Genomic DNA, 18,408 nt, shown 5'->3' with positions numbered 1-18,408 from the left:
GCTTTAAAGCCTCCCACCGTCGATTTTAATACTCTGCCCGGTGATCATACTGCTTTCATCGGCGGCTAAAAATAGTGCCAAATTAGCAACATCTTCAGGGGTAACTAATTTTTTAAGCGCCATGGCTTCCATCCACTTAACTTGCTCTTCTTCGGTAAACCAGCTTGCTAGTTGACGGTCGGTGGCCACCCACCCTGGCAAAATAGCGTTAACGCGAATACCAAACTCGCCGTAATCGCGAGCCAATGCCTTAGTCATACCAATTAGCCCTGCTTTTGCGGTTACATAGCCTGCCATTTGTGGCTGGCCCATAATCGCGTTAATAGAGCTAAAATTAATGATACTGCCGGCTCCATCGCCTTTCATAAAAGACATAGCAACTTGAGAGGCAAAAAATGCAGGGTTTAAGTTTATTTGTAAGCACTGATCCCAGTCTTGCACTGTAACGTCTTCGCTCGCTTGCCGGCGGTCGTTCGCTACATTATTAACTAGCACATTAATGGCACCAAAAGCGGCGCATGCATCCACAAGTGATTGCTGAAGTGCATGAGAGTCAGTTACATCAACTTGCCTATACCATAGTTTTGCATTGGGTAAATCACGAATAAGCGATTGCGCTGCCTTATCATCAATATCTATAAATGCTACTTTTGCATTTTGGTTTACAAAGGATTTAACCATTGCTCTACCAATGCCTGATGCACCGCCTGTAATAAAAATTACTTTGCCAGAAAGACTATGATATTGAGCTAGGGTGTTCAAATTCAACTCTCCATACAGCGCATTTTCAATTTTATTTAAACTCTTTATAAACTTACACTTACAGTATAAAGAGCCAAACTAAGTTGTTATTGCTGTGCTAAAATATTTAACTAATTAAAAGTTTATATCATATCCTTAAGTACATTAATATGATATATGATATATAATAAAGCAATATATCAACTCGGAATCCTGCGCAATGAAAAGCCAACCCCGTCAAAATTTAACACAACAATTAACCCACGATTTGGGTTTTGCTATTGTGCGTGGTGTTTACCCTGTAAGCGAAGGCCTGCCTTCTGAAGCCGATTTATGTATAAAGTATGATGTAAGTCGCAGCGCTACCCGCGAAGCGGTAAAAATGCTCTCTGCTAAAGGATTAATTTCTTCTCGTCCTAAGCAAGGTATTCGTGTATTACCTGAAAGCAGCTGGAACATGTTTGATACCGACGTACTACGTTGGATTTTAAGCAGCAAGCCATCACTTTCATTATTAAAAGAGTTTACTCAAGTACGCGTTGCCCTTGAACCACAAGCGGCCGCTCTTGCTGCACTAAATGCAACTGCTGAACAACTCGCTGAAATTGATAACGCCTTAGCCCGCATGGCTGAAGCAGACGAGGGCTTGGACGATCCACTCGAAGCTGACATTGCTTTTCATACCAGCATATTAGTTGCCAGTAACAATCGCTTTTTTGTGCAGTTAACTGAGTTTATTAGTACTGCCCTTAGAGTAAGTATTCGTTATACAAACCACATTAAAGGTGTACCGGGCGCAGACGTTGCTAAGCACGCTGATATTTTAGAGACCATAAAGTCACGCGATCCTGAACGCGCTAAGAAAGCAGTAGAAACAATTTTAGAAGAAGCACTACAGTTAATTGAATCTAAATTAGTTTAATGTTAGTTCAACATATTGTATAAATATTGAGTCCATCGAATTTACTCTTTACAGTATATTTCATGGACTTTTTTATTGCCTATAAGGCTTAATACCAATCCGCAATAATACTTAATCATTTTGCGGGGCTAAACGTGTCGCTACCTGCGTTAAAAAATTCTCATTTACGACTGCATGGATGCAGAAGGTAGATCAATGCAGGAGCAATTGCCGAGAACAACTAAATAGCGAATTTTTTGCCTAGCTACCAACACGTTTTTCCGCCCCCAAAATAGCTCATTTAATTAAGCGAATTGGTATAAATTACAGACATTAAAAAATCCGATATCAGTCTCCTGATATCGGATTTTTAATTATTTAAATCAGCTTAATAACTCTGGTTATTAACTAAGATAAAACGCCTTTTACAGGCTAAAATTACAATCCTAATTTCTTCTCAAGGTAGTGGATGTTAGTACCACCATTTTGGAAGTTTTCATCTGCAAGAATTCTCTTATGCAAAGGAGTATTAGTTTTAATTCCGTCAATTACTAGCTCGTTAAGTGCATTGCGTGCGCGGGCAATAGCTACATCACGGTTTTCACCGTAAGTAATTAACTTACCAATCATTGAATCGTAATGTGGTGGAACCGTGTAGTCAGCGTAAATATGGCTGTCCCAACGAATACCTAAACCACCTGCTGGATGGAAACGTGTAATTTTACCCGGTGACGGGATAAACGTTTCAGGATCTTCAGCATTAATACGACACTCAATAGCATGACCGCGAATAACAACGTCGTCTTGAGTGAATGATAACGGTTGACCCGCTGCAATTTTTAACTGCTCTTTGATTAAATCGATACCAGTAACCATTTCAGTTACAGGGTGTTCAACCTGAATACGTGTATTCATTTCGATGAAGTAAAACTCTCCGTTTTCGTATAAAAACTCAAACGTACCTGCACCGCGGTATCCAATTTCGATACATGCACGTGTACAGCGCTCGCCAATGAATTTTCGCGTTTCAGCAGTAATTCCTGGTGCTGGAGCTTCTTCAACTACTTTTTGGTGACGACGTTGCATAGAACAATCACGCTCACCTAAATGTACTGCATTACCTTGACCGTCAGCTAATACCTGAACTTCGATGTGACGTGGATTTTCAAGGAATTTTTCCATGTAAACCATGCCATTACCAAAGAACTGCTTAGCTTCTTGCTGTGTTAATGCAATTGAATCAATAAGTTCAGCTTCGCTGCGAACAACGCGCATACCACGACCACCACCGCCACCAGCAGCTTTGATGATTACCGGGTAACCAATACGCTTGGCGATTTGCATGTTGCGTTCTTTATCATCTGATACTGGACCGTCAGAGCCTGGAACACATGGAACGCCTGCTTTACGCATTGCTGCGATAGCAGACACTTTATCACCCATAAGGCGAATAGTGTCGCCTGTAGGACCGATAAATACAAAACCACTTTGCTCAACTTGGTCGGCAAAATCAGCATTTTCTGCAAGGAAACCGTAACCAGGATGAATCGCTACAGCGTCAGTTATTTCAGCCGCAGCAATAATGCGCGGAATATCTAAATAACTTTCAGTTGCTGATGGTCTACCAATACAGATGGTTTCATCTGCAAGCAATACATGCTTAAGATCGCGATCTGCCGTTGAATGCACAGCAACCGTTTTGATCCCAAGCTCTTTGCAGGCGCGCAATATACGAAGTGCAATTTCACCTCGGTTTGCAATGACTACTTTATCTAACATTAGAGTTGGCCTTTTAGGTTACGCTATTATTCAATGATGAATAGAGGTTGATCAAATTCTATTGGCTCGCCATTTTCAGCTAAGATAGCTCTTACTGTACCGGCTTTATCTGATTCAATTTGGTTCATCATTTTCATAGCTTCGATAATACAAAGTGTATCGCCAACTTTAACCTGCTGACCAACTTCTACATATGCTGGAGCTTCAGGAGACGCAGCAGAGTAAAAAGACCCAACCATTGGTGATTTAACTTGATGACCCGTAGGCTCAGCTGGTGCTGCTGCTTCAACAGCTACAGGAGCCGCTGCAACTGGTGCTGCTGGCGCTGGTGCATATTGCTGTGGAGCAAATTGCGGGTAACCAGGGCCTGCGCTCATGTTGTTACGGTTAATACGTACTGATTCTTCACCTTCAGTGATTTCTAGCTCAGCAATACCTGATTCTTCTACTAATTCGATAAGCTTCTTTATCTTGCGAATATCCATTACACGACCCGCCTATTTGTTTGTGTGTTAATTTAAAATTAAATTGCGTTTTGCAACCGGCTTACAGCGGCATTTAATGCTGCGTGATAGCCCATTGCGCCTAATCCACATATCACGCCTTGTGCCACATCAGAAAAATACGAATGATGGCGAAACGCTTCACGCGCGTGCACATTACTTAAGTGCACCTCAAAAAACGGAATATCAACACTCAGCAGTGCATCACGTAATGCGACGCTCGTATGCGTAAATGCAGCAGGATTGATAATTATGTAATCAACCGCTTGCCAAGCATCATGAATTCGTTCAATGAGTGCTTGCTCACTATTACTTTGAAAATGCGTTAACTCAACATCTAGACTATTAGCGGCACTGGTTAGCTCTTCCATAATCTCACTGAGCGTCTGAAAACCGTATTTATCCGGTTCACGTTTGCCCAGCATGTTTAAATTTGGACCATTTATAAATAAAAGGTTAAATTTTGCAGCCATAATACGCGATATATCCTATAAGTAATGAGTTAAGCAGTTACTAACTAATTTTTCACTTTTAAGTAAGCAGAAAAAGCAATGTAGCAACAATTTCTCACGTTAACCAACTATTATAGTGATTTCGACGTAAATAGCAGCAAAATACTGGTCTTATCAGTGTTGGAGGTACAAATAAAAGAAGAGTTAAGAAGGTGCCACTCTCTAAATTAAGTGACACTATTGCACTATTATTGTGCGCTGGTGCGCACTATAGCTAGGTGTTTAGCAAAATCATCAGCGTTTAAAAAGCCTGTCACTCGTTGCGTGCTAAGCTCTTGACCTTGAGTATTAAAAAACAAAATACTCGGTAAACCAAACACCGTGTACTCTTCCATCAGCTCAATTGTTTTATTATCACTCTCAGTTAAATCAATTTGAATAAGCTGATAGTGGCTAAACTCACTTTGCACTTTGGCATCAGGAAAGGTGTAATGTTCAAACTCTTTACACGCCACACACCAGTCAGCATATAAATCGACCATAACCATTCGACCTTCGTCGTTTGCTTGTGCAACTGCTTCTTTTAGTTCTGCTAAATCAGCAACCTGTTTAAACTCATTATTTTGTGAGCTTACCTGTACTGTTTGTACTTGAACTGGCCAAAAGTAGTTTTTAGTTAACGTAAAGCCTGTAATAACTAATAGAGTTGCAGCAAACCATAATGCAGTTTTTAACTTGCTTTGTGTTTGGCTACTTTGCCAATGATGTAAGTACAGTGCTGTTGCTAATGCAAGCACACCTGCCATTAATAATATAATGTCGGCGCTTACTAGTCGCTCAAGTAATATAAGCGGCACAACGAGCATCACAAAACCAAACAAGGTTTTAACTTGCTCCATCCAACCACCCGCTTTAGGCAGCAATTTACCGCCAGATGTACCAAGTAATAACAATGGCAATCCCATACCCAAACTGAGCACGTACAGAGTTAAACCACCTACTAAGTAATCACCACTTTGCGCTACAAATAAGAGCGCCGCCGACAGTGGCGCAGTAGTACAAGGTGATGCTATTAAGCCCGAAAGTACACCCATTAAAAATACGCCAACGTAGTTGCCGCCTTTTTGGTTGTTACTTACTTGGGTTAGCTTGCTCATCATACTGCTTGGCAGTTTAATTTCGTACCAACCAAACATCGACATAGCGAGCAATACAAATAATAAACTAAAGCTGATTAACACAAATGGATGCTGTAAATACCCCTGCACTTGCCCACCAAGCGCAGCAACAACTAAGCCAAGCGCTGCATAGGTAACTGCCATACCTTGTATATATACAAACGACAACGCAAACGCTTTTTTAGTTGAAAGGTTTTGCTGACCCGCAATTAAGCTAGACAAAATTGGAAACATAGGAAATACGCACGGCGTAAAAGCAAGGCCTACACCAACAGCAAAAAATATGAGTAAATTAGTTATTAAGCTCTGACTTGCTAATTGCTCAGTAAAAGTCAGTTCTTTTTCGGTATCATCCGAATTTGTTGTAGGTTCAGTAGTTGGCTCATTAAGTGCTGCAAACGTACTTTGCGCTGTTGCCGCTTCATCGGTAGCGCTATTTTGATCTACATTTTTAATTTGTGCGCCACTAATTACACTAAGTGGAATGCTAATCACTTCTGGTGGATAACAAAGCCCTGCTTTTGCACAGCCCTGATAGCGAACTTTAACAACCGCTCCCTCAGTGATATTACTTAACTTACTAACAACGCTCGCGGTATTAAAAAAGACTTCTGTTTTACCAAAAAATTCATCTTCAATAATTTCGCCACTACCCGAGTCACCTACTTGAATGTTTGCGCCCTTGGCAATGATTTCTATTTTCTTTTTATATAAATAATAGTCTGGCGCTATATCCCAACCTACAAACAAGGTGCTGCCTTGCTGATCAAAGTCAAATACAAACGCTTGGTCTACAGGTAAAAAAGTGTGTTGAGGAGGCCCAAGTAGATCACCAAGCACATTATTAGTCGCAGCCTTTACAGGTACGGTTAATAATGTAACCAACAATAAAAAGAAAAAACGCATTAATTCAGTACCTCGTCCATCCAATTAAAATACGCCAAATTTCCCGTAGAAACTTCTAAAACCTGAATCTCTGGCACTTCGTAGCTATGTAACTCTTTTATTGTTAGAAACACATCGTTCATTTTATCTGATTTCGTTTTTATAAGTAGCTTAGCCTCAGTTGCTTCTGCAACTTCGCCTTCCCACATATAAATAGAGCCCATGTTAGGTAAAATATTTACACAAGCAGCTAGTTTTTTTTCTACCAACGCCCTTGCAAGTATGCGTGCTTCTGCTTCGTCTTTGCAGGTCGTAAAAATCATTTTAAAATGCGTAGTCATTATGAACCTATACTTATTGGACAGTGTCTATCATCATAGTATCTGATAGCCGATACAATGTGTAGACGCTAAAATATCAGTAAAATGACGATACCTATGCCCTAACCTTGAAAAGAGACCTCGTCACCCTCATTTATATTTCATCAACTCTTTTGAGTGTCATTATTTAGAGAGCGCTATGTTTAGATTTTTATTTGTGTTGTTTATTATCATCCCTATTATCGAAATCGCTTTGCTGATTCAAGTAAGCGACGTGATTGGTGGATTTGCAACAATTGCACTTGTTGTTATTACGGCGATTTTAGGTGCCAAAATGGTTAAAACACAAGGTATGGGGGCGCTGCAAAACGTACAAGCGCAAATGGCGCAAGGGCAAATGCCAGCCAAAGAATTATTTACCGGAATATGCGTTGTAATTGCAGGTGTATTACTCCTTACTCCTGGCATTATGACTGACGTATTTGGGCTACTATTATTAACCCCTGCAATTCGTAACAAATTGGCTGCAGGCCTTGCTAGCCAAGCAACTGTTAGAATGAGCGCAGGCATGCAACAAGGGCCATCGCCGTTTGCTGGGCAGCAACATGCTGAACGAGAGCAAGGGCAAATGGAACGACCAACTACTATTGATGGTGAATATGAGAGAAAAGATTAAAAATTTATCGTTTTTTCTCTTGGAATTTTTCACTCTACCCCCATTAATGAATGCAAATTAGAAAAGCTTTTTTCTGTACTGTTCAGAAACTGTTAGGAGAACTAAAAAACATGAACATTCGTCCTTTACAAGATCGCGTAATCGTTAAACGTCTAGAAGAAGAAACAAAATCTGCTGGCGGTATTGTATTAACTGGCTCTGCAGCTGAAAAATCAACTCGCGGAGAAGTTGTAGCCGTAGGTAATGGTCGCGTTTTAGAAAACGGTGACGTGAGAGCGTTAGAAGTTAAAGCCGGTGACACTGTGTTATTTGGCTCATATGTTGAAAAAGTTGAAAAGATCGAAGGTCAAGAGTACCTGATCATGCGTGAAGATAATATTTTAGGCATTGTAGGCTAAACCTACTTTTCGTTTATAAACATTTAAGAATTTAGAGGAATTTAAAACATGGCAGCAAAAGAAGTACTTTTTGCAGGTGACGCACGCGCTAAAATGCTAACTGGCGTAAACATCCTGGCAAACGCAGTAAAAGTTACATTAGGTCCTAAAGGCCGTAACGTTGTACTAGATAAATCATTTGGCTCACCAGTTATCACTAAAGATGGTGTATCTGTAGCAAAAGAAATCGAACTTGAAGACAAGTTTGAGAACATGGGCGCACAAATGGTTAAAGAAGTTGCATCTAAAGCAAACGATGCAGCCGGCGATGGTACAACTACCGCTACAGTACTTGCACAGTCTATTGTTAATGAAGGCCTTAAAGCTGTTGCAGCGGGCATGAACCCAATGGATCTTAAGCGCGGCATCGATAAAGCAGTTATTGCTGCTGTTGCAGAGCTTAAAGCGTTATCTGTTCCTTGTTCTGATACTAAAGCAATTGCACAAGTAGGTACTATTTCAGCTAACTCTGATAAAGAGATTGGCGACATCATTGCACAAGCAATGGAAAAAGTAGGCCGTAACAGTGGTGTTATTACTGTAGAAGAAGGTCAATCACTTGAAAACGAACTAGATGTTGTTGAAGGCATGCAGTTTGACCGTGGTTACTTATCTCCTTACTTTATCAACAGCCCAGAAAAAGGTACTGTTGAACTAGATAACCCATTTATTCTACTTGTAGATAAAAAAATATCTAACATCCGCGAATTATTACCAACATTAGAAGCGGTTGCTAAAGCAAGCAAACCACTACTAATCATCGCAGAAGACCTTGAAGGCGAAGCACTAGCTACATTAGTAGTTAATAACATGCGCGGTATTGTTAAAGTATCAGCAGTTAAAGCACCTGGTTTTGGCGACCGTCGTAAAGCAATGCTACAAGATATCGCTGTATTAACTGGCGGTACTGTAATTTCTGAAGAAATCGGCTTAGAGCTTGAAAAAGCAACAGTTGAAGACCTAGGTACAGCTAAGCGCGTAATTATCACTAAAGATGATACAACAATCATTGATGGTGCTGGTGAAGAAGCGGGTATTAGCGGTCGTGTTTCACAAATTAAAGCACAAATCGAAGAAGCAACATCAGACTACGATAAAGAGAAACTACAAGAGCGCATGGCTAAACTAGCTGGCGGTGTTGCAGTAATCAAAGTAGGTGCTGCTACTGAAATGGAAATGAAAGAGAAAAAAGACCGCGTTGAAGATGCATTAAATGCAACTCGTGCAGCGGTTGAAGAAGGCGTAGTACCTGGCGGCGGCGTTGCACTTGTACGTGCAGCTAGCAAGCTGGTAGATTTAGTTGGCGACAACGAAGATCAAAACCACGGTATTAAAGTTGCACTTCGTGCGATGGAAGCGCCACTTCGTCAAATCGTAACTAACGCTGGCGAAGAAGCATCAGTTGTAATTAACGCAGTTAAAGGCGGCGACGGTAACTTTGGTTACAACGCAGCAACTGGTGAATACAACGACATGATTGAAATGGGTATCCTAGATCCAACTAAAGTAACACGCTCTGCATTACAGTTTGCAGGGTCTATTGCGGGTCTAATGATCACTACTGAAGCAATGGTAGCTGAAATCCCAAAAGATGAAGCTGGTGGCGCTGATATGGGTGGCATGGGCGGAATGGGTGGTATGGGCGGGATGATGTAATCATCCCCTAAACACCTAGCTCAAATAAAAACCCAGCTTCGGCTGGGTTTTTAGCTATTGGGCACAAATAAAGTAAAAGCCACAGGTGTGGCTAATTAATAAAATGACTTCGCGTATCCCTTTGCTTCTTAAATGCATGCCAAGCCATACTCAGAGTTAATTTTATTTATTAAAAATTATTAAGGATATTAAGATGAATAAAAAACCTGAACTAATCATTTCATCACTCGATGCAGATAGATTGTATGATTTAATGGAATCATTGCCTGCAGGTAGCTTTGCTAATAAAGAAGAATTGGAAGCTGAATTGGCACGAGCAACAATAGTCGAGCCTAAAGATATGCCATCGTCAGTTGTAACGATGAACTCAACTGTAAACTTTATTGTTGAGTCTTCTAAAGAAGAATTTACGTTAACCTTGGTGTACCCAAAGAACAGTGACTCTAGCGGCGATAAAATATCGATATTATCACCCGTTGGTAGCGCATTACTTGGACTGTCACAAGGTGACGAAATTGAGTGGCCTAAACCTAATGGCGGCTTAATAAAGGTAAAAATAAAAGAAGTAACCTATCAACCGGAACGTGCTGGTGAATTACACAGGTAAACACTTTATGCACTTAGCACTAAAAATCGATTTAAAGTAGACCTAGCTTCGGCTGGGTTTTGCTTTTTATTATAAAGCAGATTGATACTGTTTAATTTATACCTATAACTAAGTTACATATTGGGGGCATATACCCTGCGTAATCGTTTACTAAACAACCTGAACTCTGGATAATAAATCTATCTCAAGCAGCTATTTTCAGCGCTCACTGCGTTGAGTTTACTTGCAATAGGCCAGCTATTGACGCGTAAGTTCGCCTTGTTTTCACTGAAAATTTCTGGCTAGAGAAAATAAATTTAAATATCACTATAATTCAATACATTGGTAAATCTCTTAACCAGAGTTCAGGTTAAATATGATAAAAAGCACATTTATTTAATAGTACGGAGTGAGCTAAACATGACTAACGTTCAACAGCATATCGGCAGCATTGCATTAGTTGTTAAGGACTACGACGATGCCATTGAGTTTTATACTCAAAAGCTTAACTTTGAGTTAGTCGAAGATACTGATTTAGAAGATGGTAAACGCTGGGTGTTAATTTCACCTCCAAATTCAAACGGGGCTTGTTCGAGCAGGACTAATCTACTGCTTGCTAAAGCCACAACACCCGAACAAATCAGTGCTATTGGTAACCAAACAGGTGGTCGTGTGTTTTTATTTTTGCATACCAATGACTTTTGGCGAGATTATAATTTAATGCTTTCTAAAGGCGTTACATTTAACGAAGAACCTAGAGTAGAACCCTATGGCACCGTAGTGGTTTTTGAAGATTTATATGGTACAAAATGGGATCTACTACAGCTTAATAATTAGCAAGATAAAGTGACGCTTAAACTCACGTCACTTTATTAACTAACTCTCTTACGATTGGGAATAGATCACTGGGTAGCATTCCTCTTTGCCCGTCTCGCTCACTTGCGATATCACCGGCTTTAGCGTGCAGTGTTACACCATAACGCGCTGCTTCATCAATAGTTAAACCTTGAGCAAGTAATGCCCCAATAATACCAGAGAGTACATCGCCACTGCCGCCAACGGCCAGTCCTGGGTTGCCATCCTCACACACCCACGTGTGCTGGGCATTATCTATTAATGTTCCTGCGCCTTTTAATACACAAGCCGCGGTATAGCGCTTGGCGCAAAGGCGAGCATAATTAAAACGATCAGATTCGATTTCGCTGGTGCTAACACTCAGGAGTCGAGAGGCTTCGCCGGGATGTGGAGTAAGTACGCATTGCTCTAATGTGTATGATGAAGCTTGCTTAGCCAGTAAATTAAGGGCATCTGCATCTATAACCAATGGCATTTTATTGTTTTGGCAATATTGCATTACTTCATCGAATGTTTGTTGTGCCCATTCGTCTTGCCCAAGCCCTGGACCAATAACAACGCAGCTTGCCCACTCTAGCGCTTGATGTAAATTATTACTGCTTACCATAAGTTCTGGTCTGCCAATGCTAATAGGCGTTATTGAGCTTTCGTGTGTATACACTCTTACCATGCCAGCACCCGTTCTAAGAGCTGCTTCACTACTTAACCTAATTGCACCTGCAGTACCTTGATTGCCTCCAACACATAAAAGCTTGCCATGGCTGCCTTTGTGACTATTGATTGCCCGCGTGGCTATTCCTTTAAAGCTATTAATATTTATCAAGGTTCCTGATGATTGAGCGATACAAGTAAACGCATCACCAATTGCTAAATCATCAAATACTAACTTACCGCTATATTGTTTACCTGCCGTCGTTGTGAGCCCTTGCTTTATACCTACAAAAGTAACGGTTGAAGTAGCTTGTACTGCGCACCCTAAAGGCTGTCCTGTATTTGCTTCAATGCCTGATGGAATATCAATGCTTATTACGGGCTTACCACTGTTATTTACAGCGTTAATTATATTCGCAAAATTATCGCGTACGGCGCTATTAAGCCCAGTACCAAGGAGCGCATCAATAACTATATCGCACTTATTAAGAGTGTCTTTTGTAAAATGAGAAACCACCCCACCCGCTTCTATCCATAGCTGCTGCGCTTTTGCTGCATCACCAGTTAATACTTTATTAGGCTCAGCTGCGCATACTGTTACCTTTTTACCTGATTGCATAATAAGCCTAGCTACAACGTAACCGTCTCCAGCGTTGTTACCATGGCCAACAATGACTAATGTATGCTGTGCATCAAATAACTGCCATTGCTTATATACAGCCTCGCCTGCACGCTGCATTAGGGTAAATAAATCACAATGACTATTTTTAGCAGCTAAAGCTTCGTTGTCTCTTACTTGTTGTGCGGTAAATAAGGTTTTATTAAGCATAAAGGCTCCTTTACTAGGTGATACTTCACCTTATCAAATACTTATATCTAGCGGCTAGTTCCGTTGACAATTTTAAACTGCAATTTTATTTAAACTCTAACTTAGCAAAATACTCCCAAGCCAATTTGGGCATGACCAACATGAGCACGACTAACTTGAGCAAGGTGAGCTAATTAAAGTACAATGCAGTTAATTAAAGGCTTGGCTTACTTGTAACCCAAGCCTGTTTATTTTTAGGTAGAGAAAAACATGGCACAAACTCGCGGTAACTTATTTATTTTGTCAGCCCCTTCTGGTGCTGGTAAATCAAGCTTAATCAATGCGTTATTAAAAAAACACGCTGACATGAAAGTATCTGTATCACATACAACTCGCGCCCCTCGCCCAGGTGAAGAAAATGGCGTGCATTATCACTTTGTATCTACAGACGAATTTAAAGCGCTTATTGCCAAAGATGACTTTTTTGAATGGGCTCAAGTATTCGATAATTACTACGGCACATCAAAGCAGGCTATTGAGTCGCAACTTGATGCCGGTATTGATGTGTTTTTAGATATTGATTGGCAAGGCGCTCAGCAAGTGCGCAAAATTATGCCAAGCGTACAAACTATTTTTATTCTACCTCCTTCAAAAGAAGAATTAGAACAACGCTTAAATAACCGTGGCCAAGATTCGGCTGAGGTTATTGCCTCTCGTATGGCAAAAGCACAATCTGAAACATCACATTATAATGAATACGACTTTGTAATTGTTAATGATGACTTTGAGGACGCACTTGCCGACATAGAAATGATTGTAATGGCTCAGCGCTTAACACTAAAAGCGCAAGAAGATCGTCATCAAGTTTTACTAAATAGTCTGCTTAAATAATTTAAGCTTACTTAAATTAGACTTAGGCAAGTAAAACTGATAAAAATTGAACACTGGCTATTGGCGAAAGTGGCTCCTTGGAGTAAACTACGTCTTTGCTTTTAAATTATTTTTGGAGTGCTGTGATGGCCCGCGTAACAGTTGAAGATGCAGTAGATGCAGTTGGTAATCGTTTTGACTTAATTTTAGTTGCGGCTCGTCGTGCCCGCCAAATTGCTGTTGGTGGTAAAACTCCACTAGTAGACCCTGAAAACGATAAGCCAACGGTAGTTGCTTTACGTGAAATTGAATTAGGTTTAGTTGATAGCGCTTCAATGGACTTAATTGACCGTGAAGAACAACAACACCAAGAAGCAGCAGAATTAGCTGCTGTTGCTGCCATTGTTGGTGGCAACCAATAATCGACCTCCCGGTCTGATTTAGCCAACGGCGCAGTATTTCTACTATAGCCGTTGGCAATCCTTTCATTTCATCGTATATTCGTAGCTTACCTAATTTGCTTCACTAGGGCCTGTTGACCTTTCGAGGTTAAATTTGCAGCAGTATGCTTGGTATTTAGGCAAGGCAGAGCCTATGTAGTGTGGTTATTTCCCATAAATAGGCGATAACGCAGCATAAATGCCAAACATGTGCTGCCCAAAGGGTTCTGCCTAGGGGCAATTTACTCTTTGTTGCTCGATTTTTACTTAGCCCGCTAGGCTAAAAGCCTCGCGCCGCGATTAAATCGCCCCTAGATTGAACAAATTTTAATCCTGAAAGGTCAACAGGCCCTAGAACATTGGAGTGTGAATGTATCTTTTTGAAGGTCTTAAAAAGAAAATTTCAGAATACTTGCCCGCTGCTGATGTAGAGCTGGTTCAAAAATCTTACGTGGTAGCCCGAGAGGCCCATGAAGGACAAACTCGCTCAAGTGGCGAACCTTACATAACTCATCCAGTCGAAGTAACTCAAATTCTTGCAGGCATGCATCTTGATCACGAAACGCTCATGGCCGCGCTAATGCATGATGTAATTGAAGATACTGATTTTAGCCAACAAGATTTAGCCGAAATTTTTGGCGAAACTGTGGCAGAACTCGTTGAAGGTGTAAGTAAGCTCGATAAGCTCAGCTTTAAAGATAAAAAAGAATTCCAAGCTGAAAACTACCGCAAAATGATTATGGCAATGACTCAAGATATTCGAGTTATTTTAATCAAGCTTGCTGATAGAACGCACAATATGCGTACTTTAGGGGCACTGCGCCCAGATAAGCGCCGCAGAATAGCACGTGAAACGCTTGAGATTTATGCGCCAATAGCAAACCGCTTAGGTATTCACGATATTAAAAATGAGCTTGAAGACTTAGGTTTTCAAGCTTTATATCCAATGCGTCATCGCGCACTTAAATCTGAAGTAGCTAAAGCACGTGGTAATCGCAAAGAAGTTATCACTAATATCCAACATGAAATAGAAGCACGTCTTGAAGAGTCAGGCATTAAAGCGACTGTGTCAGGCCGTGAGAAACATTTATATAGTATTTATAAAAAAATGCTTAATAAAGAACTGCTATTTAACGAAGTTATGGATATTTACGCGTTTAGAATTGCAGTTGATTCTATGGATACGTGTTATCGCGTATTAGGTGTGGCTCATAGTCTTTATAAGCCTATAGAAACACGCTTTAAAGATTATATTGCTGTACCAAAAACTAATGGTTACCAATCGCTTCATACTTCATTAGTTGGCCCACACGGAATACCTGTTGAGATTCAGATTCGTACTCACGATATGGATCAGATGGCCGACAAAGGTGTAGCGGCGCACTGGATGTATAAAAAATCAGGTGATGGTGCAGGTAATACTTCGCAGCAACGTGCTCGCCAATGGATGCAAAGCTTATTAGAGCTTCAGCAAAGTGCGGGTTCATCGTTTGAATTTATTGAAAACGTAAAAACCGAGCTATTCCCAGAAGAAATTTACGTATTTACACCTGATGGTCGTATTGTTGAGCTACCAATGGGCGCTACCGCAGTCGATTTTGCGTATGCTGTTCATACTGATGTAGGCAACACTTGTGTAGGCGCTCGCGTTAATCGCAAGCCACATCCTTTAAGTAGGCCATTAGATACAGGGCAAACCATAGAGATAATAACAAGCTCAGGTGCCCACCCTAATGCAACATGGCTAAACTTTATTGTTACTGGTAAAGCACGCTTAGGTGTTCGTAATTACCTTAGAAGCCAGCATCATGAAGAGGCTATGCTTTTAGGACGTCGTTTACTTGATTCAGCATTAGGCGAAAACAAATTAGATAGCATTGCTGATGAAAATATAGCGAGAGTACTTGAAGAGCACGAACTAACTACGCTTCTTGAATTACTTGTAGAAATTGGCTCTGGTAACTTAATGAGTATGTTAATTGCCAAGCGCTTATTGCAAAATGACAATGACGATTTAACTGATATAACAAGCCAAGCTAAAGCGACCATTATTGGTACTGAAGGCATGTTAGTGAATTACTCTAAGTGTTGCCGACCTGTACCAGGCGATGCTATTACGGCTCATATAAGCCAAGGTAAAGGTCTGACCGTTCACCGCCAAGAATGTAAAAACATCCGTGGCTGGGAAAATGAGCGCTCTAAATACTTAGTTGTAAAATGGGACGATAACCCAGAGAAAGAATATATTGCAGCTCTGAGAGTTGAAATTATTAATCATCAAGGAGCTCTGGCTAAATTAACCAATGTTGTTACTACAACCCAAGCCAATATTGTCGAAATTACCACCGATGAAAAAGAAAGTAATTTATACGTGATAGATTTAGGGGTTACCGTTAAAAACCGTATCCACGTTGCTAACATTATGCGCCGCATTCGCGTTATGCCTGATGTACAAAAAGTCTATCGTAAAAAATAAAATAGGAAGCACATGAATAAAGCATTTATCTCTACCGACAAAGCACCCGCAGCTATTGGCACTTATAGCCAAGCAGTTAAAGTAGGTACCGCTGTTTATTTATCTGGTCAAATTCCACTAGTTCCAGAAACGATGGAAATGATTTCAGAAGATTTTAGCGAGCAAACGCATCAGGTATTTAAAAATATTGCTGCGGTATGTGAAGAAGCAGGCGGAAAAATTCACGATTTAGTTAAAATCAATATTTACCTAACTGATCTATCTAACTTCGCCACTGTAAATGAAGTGATGAGCCAATACTTTAAACAACCTTACCCAGCGAGAGCTGCATTAGGTGTTCGTGCACTACCAAAAGGTGCACAAGTTGAAATAGACGGGATAATGGAATTACCTTCTACCAATTAAGTATTGCAGGCTATAGAGCTTCTCTATAGCCTTTATTTTTTCTTTGTACTTCGCTTTTTCTGACTTCTTGACTCAAAAGTAAATTTCTAGCAATCTATAGTTGTATTTTTATAAATAAACTCAACTAAAGTAGTGAAAAAGGATTAACTCGTGTTTAAGCTTTCCCATAATGGAAATGTTGTACTTAATGTAAAAGAGCATACTCCTCCCAGCGCTGCATTTATTTTAGGGGCTCTTGAAAAGTCTAGTTTTTGTGAGTGTAAAATCGATCATGAATCCATAAACGATTTTTTTAAAAATGAAACCTCTGAACAAATACTTGTTGTGGCAAGTAAACATGATGCTGCATTAAATGTAACCATCAGCGACGATAAAATGCTGGCTATTGGTGAACTAACGCTTGCCCAAGGTGGAAAGTTATTAAATTTAGAGGATGCAAAAAAACAGCTTGTTAAAGCCGGGATTGTTCGTGGCTATAAACAGGCATTTTTAGAACAATTACTGCAAAAGCAATTTGAGCATTCTGCAGGTACTGTAGTTAAAGGCGTATTAGCTAAGGGTAGGCTCCCAAGTGACGGTTTAGCTAGCAAATTAATTGCAACAGTAAAAACTTTAAAAGATCGTTTAAAAACACCCAAGCTCCAAGAAGATGGCAGTGTGGATATGCGTGACTTTGGTAAACTTGCAAGCGTAGAGCCTGGCTCTGTGCTTATTCGTCAACAACCAGCAACTCCCGGCAAAGAAGGCTTTACCGTAATAGGTGACATACTGCCCGCAAAGCCTGGAGAAAATAAACAATTAGTAGCAGGCGAAGGCACTGAAATATCAAAAATGAATCCGCTTGAGTTAGTCTCAACTATTGCAGGTGTCCCCGTTGAAATAAATAATGGTATGCGTGTAGATGATATTTTTACCATTTCAGACGTGAACGTAAAAAGCGGCCATATTGATTTTGAGGGCAGTGTTATCGTCACTCGCAATATAGAACCAGGTATGAAAGTAAACGCCAAAGGCGATATTACTATATTTGGTACCGTAGAATCAGGCGAGCTTACCGCGAGTGGAGATATAACAGTTAAGCAGGGTATTATTGGCCATCAAAAAGCTGATGAACAATCACTTTCTTGTAAACTAGTTGCACAAGGTGATATTCATGTCTCTCATTCACAATATAGCTACCTAGAGGCGAATAATATATTTATTGAGCGCCAAACAAGCCACTGTGTAATGAAAGCCAAGCGTTTATTGCAAGTTGGTCAATCTGAGCTGCCCAAGGGGAAGATTTTCGGTGGTGAAATACTTGATGCAACTATGCTCATTGCTGGTGAAATAGGTAATGAATCTGGGGCCAAAATGATAATTAACTTGGCAGTATCAGCTACTGAAATAACGGCAAAGACCGATAGTTGTTTTAAAGATTTAGCTAAAACAGATGAGCAATTAGATACGCTTCAAGCCGCACTAGAAAAAACAAGTTTAGTCGCCGACATAGAAAAAAAGAATTTACTGATTAATAAAATTGGCGCAACCCAGCAGCATTATTGCCAACAATCCGAGCAATTAGAAAAACAACTTTCTAATTTAGAGCATGACTTACATAACCTACTTAACGACGCACGTTTTACTGCGAACTATATTCTACATTCTGGCGTAGAAATTCACATATTTAACAAAGTTTTTAAAACAACCCGTAATTATCCACCATGTACCGTTAAATTAGAAAATAATAAAATAGCAATTGAATTTAAAACGTCATAACCAAAGTGCTAGAAGCACTTTGGTTTTATTA

General features: G+C 40.2%; 18 protein-coding genes. 11 read left to right on the top strand and 7 right to left on the bottom strand.

All coding sequences use genetic code 11. The features are described from left to right. Positions 1-3 precede the first annotated feature (3 nt). Entirely contained in the window at positions 4-762 is a 759-nt protein-coding gene (locus I6F40_RS15465; protein WP_002958845.1) for an SDR family NAD(P)-dependent oxidoreductase, read from the bottom strand. Between the two features lie 199 nt (positions 763-961). Between I6F40_RS15465 and I6F40_RS15460 the strand changes: the two genes are divergently transcribed. Further along, positions 962-1,663, top strand: a complete 702-nt coding sequence (locus I6F40_RS15460) for a FadR/GntR family transcriptional regulator (RefSeq protein WP_007580047.1) — start codon at positions 962-964, stop codon at positions 1,661-1,663. Between the two features lie 417 nt (positions 1,664-2,080). On the opposite strand, the gene accC is transcribed toward I6F40_RS15460, so the two are convergent. From accC to cutA, 5 genes are all read right to left on the bottom strand, one after another. Further along, the gene (accC, locus tag I6F40_RS15455) at positions 2,081-3,421 is read right to left on the bottom strand and encodes an acetyl-CoA carboxylase biotin carboxylase subunit (protein ID WP_166378327.1); all 1,341 of its coding nucleotides are present in this window, start codon (positions 3,419-3,421) and stop codon (positions 2,081-2,083) included. Positions 3,422-3,447: 26 nt separating this feature from the next. Then, positions 3,448-3,906, bottom strand: a complete 459-nt coding sequence (accB, locus tag I6F40_RS15450) for an acetyl-CoA carboxylase biotin carboxyl carrier protein (RefSeq protein WP_007580042.1) — start codon at positions 3,904-3,906, stop codon at positions 3,448-3,450. A 38-nt stretch (positions 3,907-3,944) separates the two neighbouring features. Further along, complete coding sequence (gene aroQ, locus I6F40_RS15445) at positions 3,945-4,397, bottom strand: type II 3-dehydroquinate dehydratase (RefSeq protein WP_197193182.1); 453 nt, start codon at positions 4,395-4,397, stop codon at positions 3,945-3,947. A gap of 227 nt (positions 4,398-4,624) precedes the next feature. Further along, positions 4,625-6,460 (bottom strand): protein-disulfide reductase DsbD, encoded by a 1,836-nt coding sequence (locus I6F40_RS15440; protein WP_197193181.1) that lies wholly within the window; start codon positions 6,458-6,460, stop codon positions 4,625-4,627. Continuing rightward, positions 6,460-6,780, bottom strand: coding sequence for a divalent-cation tolerance protein CutA (gene cutA, locus I6F40_RS15435; RefSeq protein ID WP_166378319.1), 321 nt, complete (start codon positions 6,778-6,780; stop codon positions 6,460-6,462). Before cutA ends, I6F40_RS15440 begins: the two co-directional genes overlap by 1 nt. Before the next feature lie 178 nt (positions 6,781-6,958). Here cutA and I6F40_RS15430 point away from each other — a divergent pair, with 178 nt between their 5' ends. The 5 genes from I6F40_RS15430 to I6F40_RS15410 all read left to right on the top strand — a co-directional run bounded on the left by I6F40_RS15430 (position 6,959) and on the right by I6F40_RS15410 (position 10,951). Next, positions 6,959-7,435 carry an FxsA family protein gene (locus I6F40_RS15430; protein ID WP_007580034.1) on the top strand — a complete coding sequence of 159 codons (477 nt, stop codon included), beginning with the start codon at positions 6,959-6,961 and terminating at the stop codon, positions 7,433-7,435. Between the two features lie 110 nt (positions 7,436-7,545). Further along, a complete protein-coding gene (locus I6F40_RS15425) occupies positions 7,546-7,833 on the top strand; it encodes a co-chaperone GroES (protein ID WP_007580032.1) in 288 nt (95 codons plus the stop codon). Between the two features lie 48 nt (positions 7,834-7,881). Further along, a complete protein-coding gene (groL, locus tag I6F40_RS15420; protein WP_007580030.1) occupies positions 7,882-9,528 on the top strand; it encodes a chaperonin GroEL in 1,647 nt (548 codons plus the stop codon). Between the two features lie 193 nt (positions 9,529-9,721). Continuing rightward, on the top strand, positions 9,722-10,135 hold the full coding sequence (rnk, locus tag I6F40_RS15415) for a nucleoside diphosphate kinase regulator (RefSeq protein WP_024610813.1): 414 nt from the start codon (positions 9,722-9,724) through the stop codon (positions 10,133-10,135). Between the two features lie 399 nt (positions 10,136-10,534). After that, positions 10,535-10,951 carry a VOC family protein gene (locus I6F40_RS15410; RefSeq protein WP_166378317.1) on the top strand — a complete coding sequence of 139 codons (417 nt, stop codon included), beginning with the start codon at positions 10,535-10,537 and terminating at the stop codon, positions 10,949-10,951. A gap of 22 nt (positions 10,952-10,973) precedes the next feature. On the opposite strand, the gene I6F40_RS15405 is transcribed toward I6F40_RS15410, so the two are convergent. Next, complete coding sequence (locus tag I6F40_RS15405) at positions 10,974-12,449, bottom strand: NAD(P)H-hydrate dehydratase (RefSeq protein ID WP_166378315.1); 1,476 nt, start codon at positions 12,447-12,449, stop codon at positions 10,974-10,976. Between the two features lie 249 nt (positions 12,450-12,698). Here I6F40_RS15405 and gmk point away from each other — a divergent pair, with 249 nt between their 5' ends. The 5 genes from gmk (at position 12,699) to I6F40_RS15380 (ending at position 18,377) form a co-directional block, all read left to right on the top strand. Then, positions 12,699-13,319 carry a guanylate kinase gene (gene gmk, locus I6F40_RS15400; protein WP_024593430.1) on the top strand — a complete coding sequence of 207 codons (621 nt, stop codon included), beginning with the start codon at positions 12,699-12,701 and terminating at the stop codon, positions 13,317-13,319. A gap of 125 nt (positions 13,320-13,444) precedes the next feature. Next, entirely contained in the window at positions 13,445-13,720 is a 276-nt protein-coding gene (rpoZ, locus tag I6F40_RS15395) for a DNA-directed RNA polymerase subunit omega (protein ID WP_007378835.1), read from the top strand. A 388-nt stretch (positions 13,721-14,108) separates the two neighbouring features. Next, positions 14,109-16,214, top strand: a complete 2,106-nt coding sequence (gene spoT / locus I6F40_RS15390; RefSeq protein ID WP_166378313.1) for a bifunctional GTP diphosphokinase/guanosine-3',5'-bis pyrophosphate 3'-pyrophosphohydrolase — start codon at positions 14,109-14,111, stop codon at positions 16,212-16,214. Positions 16,215-16,226: 12 nt separating this feature from the next. Continuing rightward, the gene (locus I6F40_RS15385; protein WP_007580015.1) at positions 16,227-16,619 is read left to right on the top strand and encodes a RidA family protein; all 393 of its coding nucleotides are present in this window, start codon (positions 16,227-16,229) and stop codon (positions 16,617-16,619) included. Between the two features lie 150 nt (positions 16,620-16,769). After that, on the top strand, positions 16,770-18,377 hold the full coding sequence (locus I6F40_RS15380; RefSeq protein ID WP_166378311.1) for a DUF342 domain-containing protein: 1,608 nt from the start codon (positions 16,770-16,772) through the stop codon (positions 18,375-18,377). The last annotated feature ends 31 nt before the right edge of the window (positions 18,378-18,408 follow it).

Origin of the sequence: Pseudoalteromonas sp. SWXJ133 (genome assembly GCF_015864365.1) — a bacterium.
GTDB lineage: Bacteria > Pseudomonadota > Gammaproteobacteria > Enterobacterales > Alteromonadaceae > Pseudoalteromonas > Pseudoalteromonas arctica.
The sequence above is the reverse complement of the archived record's forward strand: the minus strand, read 5'-3'. Positions and strand labels throughout refer to the sequence as shown.

Excerpts from the sequence above, each read along its gene's own strand:
- I6F40_RS15460 (WP_007580047.1), top strand. The coding sequence starts at position 962 with ATGAAAAGCCAACCCCGTCAAAATTTAACACAACAATTAACCCACGAT.
- accC (WP_166378327.1), bottom strand. The coding sequence starts at position 3,421 with ATGTTAGATAAAGTAGTCATTGCAAACCGAGGTGAAATTGCACTTCGT.
- accB (WP_007580042.1), bottom strand. The coding sequence starts at position 3,906 with ATGGATATTCGCAAGATAAAGAAGCTTATCGAATTAGTAGAAGAATCA.
- aroQ (WP_197193182.1), bottom strand. The coding sequence starts at position 4,397 with ATGGCTGCAAAATTTAACCTTTTATTTATAAATGGTCCAAATTTAAAC.
- I6F40_RS15440 (WP_197193181.1), bottom strand. The coding sequence starts at position 6,460 with ATGCGTTTTTTCTTTTTATTGTTGGTTACATTATTAACCGTACCTGTA.
- cutA (WP_166378319.1), bottom strand. The coding sequence starts at position 6,780 with ATGACTACGCATTTTAAAATGATTTTTACGACCTGCAAAGACGAAGCA.
- I6F40_RS15430 (WP_007580034.1), top strand. The coding sequence starts at position 6,959 with ATGTTTAGATTTTTATTTGTGTTGTTTATTATCATCCCTATTATCGAA.
- I6F40_RS15425 (WP_007580032.1), top strand. The coding sequence starts at position 7,546 with ATGAACATTCGTCCTTTACAAGATCGCGTAATCGTTAAACGTCTAGAA.
- groL (WP_007580030.1), top strand. The coding sequence starts at position 7,882 with ATGGCAGCAAAAGAAGTACTTTTTGCAGGTGACGCACGCGCTAAAATG.
- rnk (WP_024610813.1), top strand. The coding sequence starts at position 9,722 with ATGAATAAAAAACCTGAACTAATCATTTCATCACTCGATGCAGATAGA.
- I6F40_RS15410 (WP_166378317.1), top strand. The coding sequence starts at position 10,535 with ATGACTAACGTTCAACAGCATATCGGCAGCATTGCATTAGTTGTTAAG.
- I6F40_RS15405 (WP_166378315.1), bottom strand. The coding sequence starts at position 12,449 with ATGCTTAATAAAACCTTATTTACCGCACAACAAGTAAGAGACAACGAA.
- gmk (WP_024593430.1), top strand. The coding sequence starts at position 12,699 with ATGGCACAAACTCGCGGTAACTTATTTATTTTGTCAGCCCCTTCTGGT.
- rpoZ (WP_007378835.1), top strand. The coding sequence starts at position 13,445 with ATGGCCCGCGTAACAGTTGAAGATGCAGTAGATGCAGTTGGTAATCGT.
- spoT (WP_166378313.1), top strand. The coding sequence starts at position 14,109 with ATGTATCTTTTTGAAGGTCTTAAAAAGAAAATTTCAGAATACTTGCCC.
- I6F40_RS15385 (WP_007580015.1), top strand. The coding sequence starts at position 16,227 with ATGAATAAAGCATTTATCTCTACCGACAAAGCACCCGCAGCTATTGGC.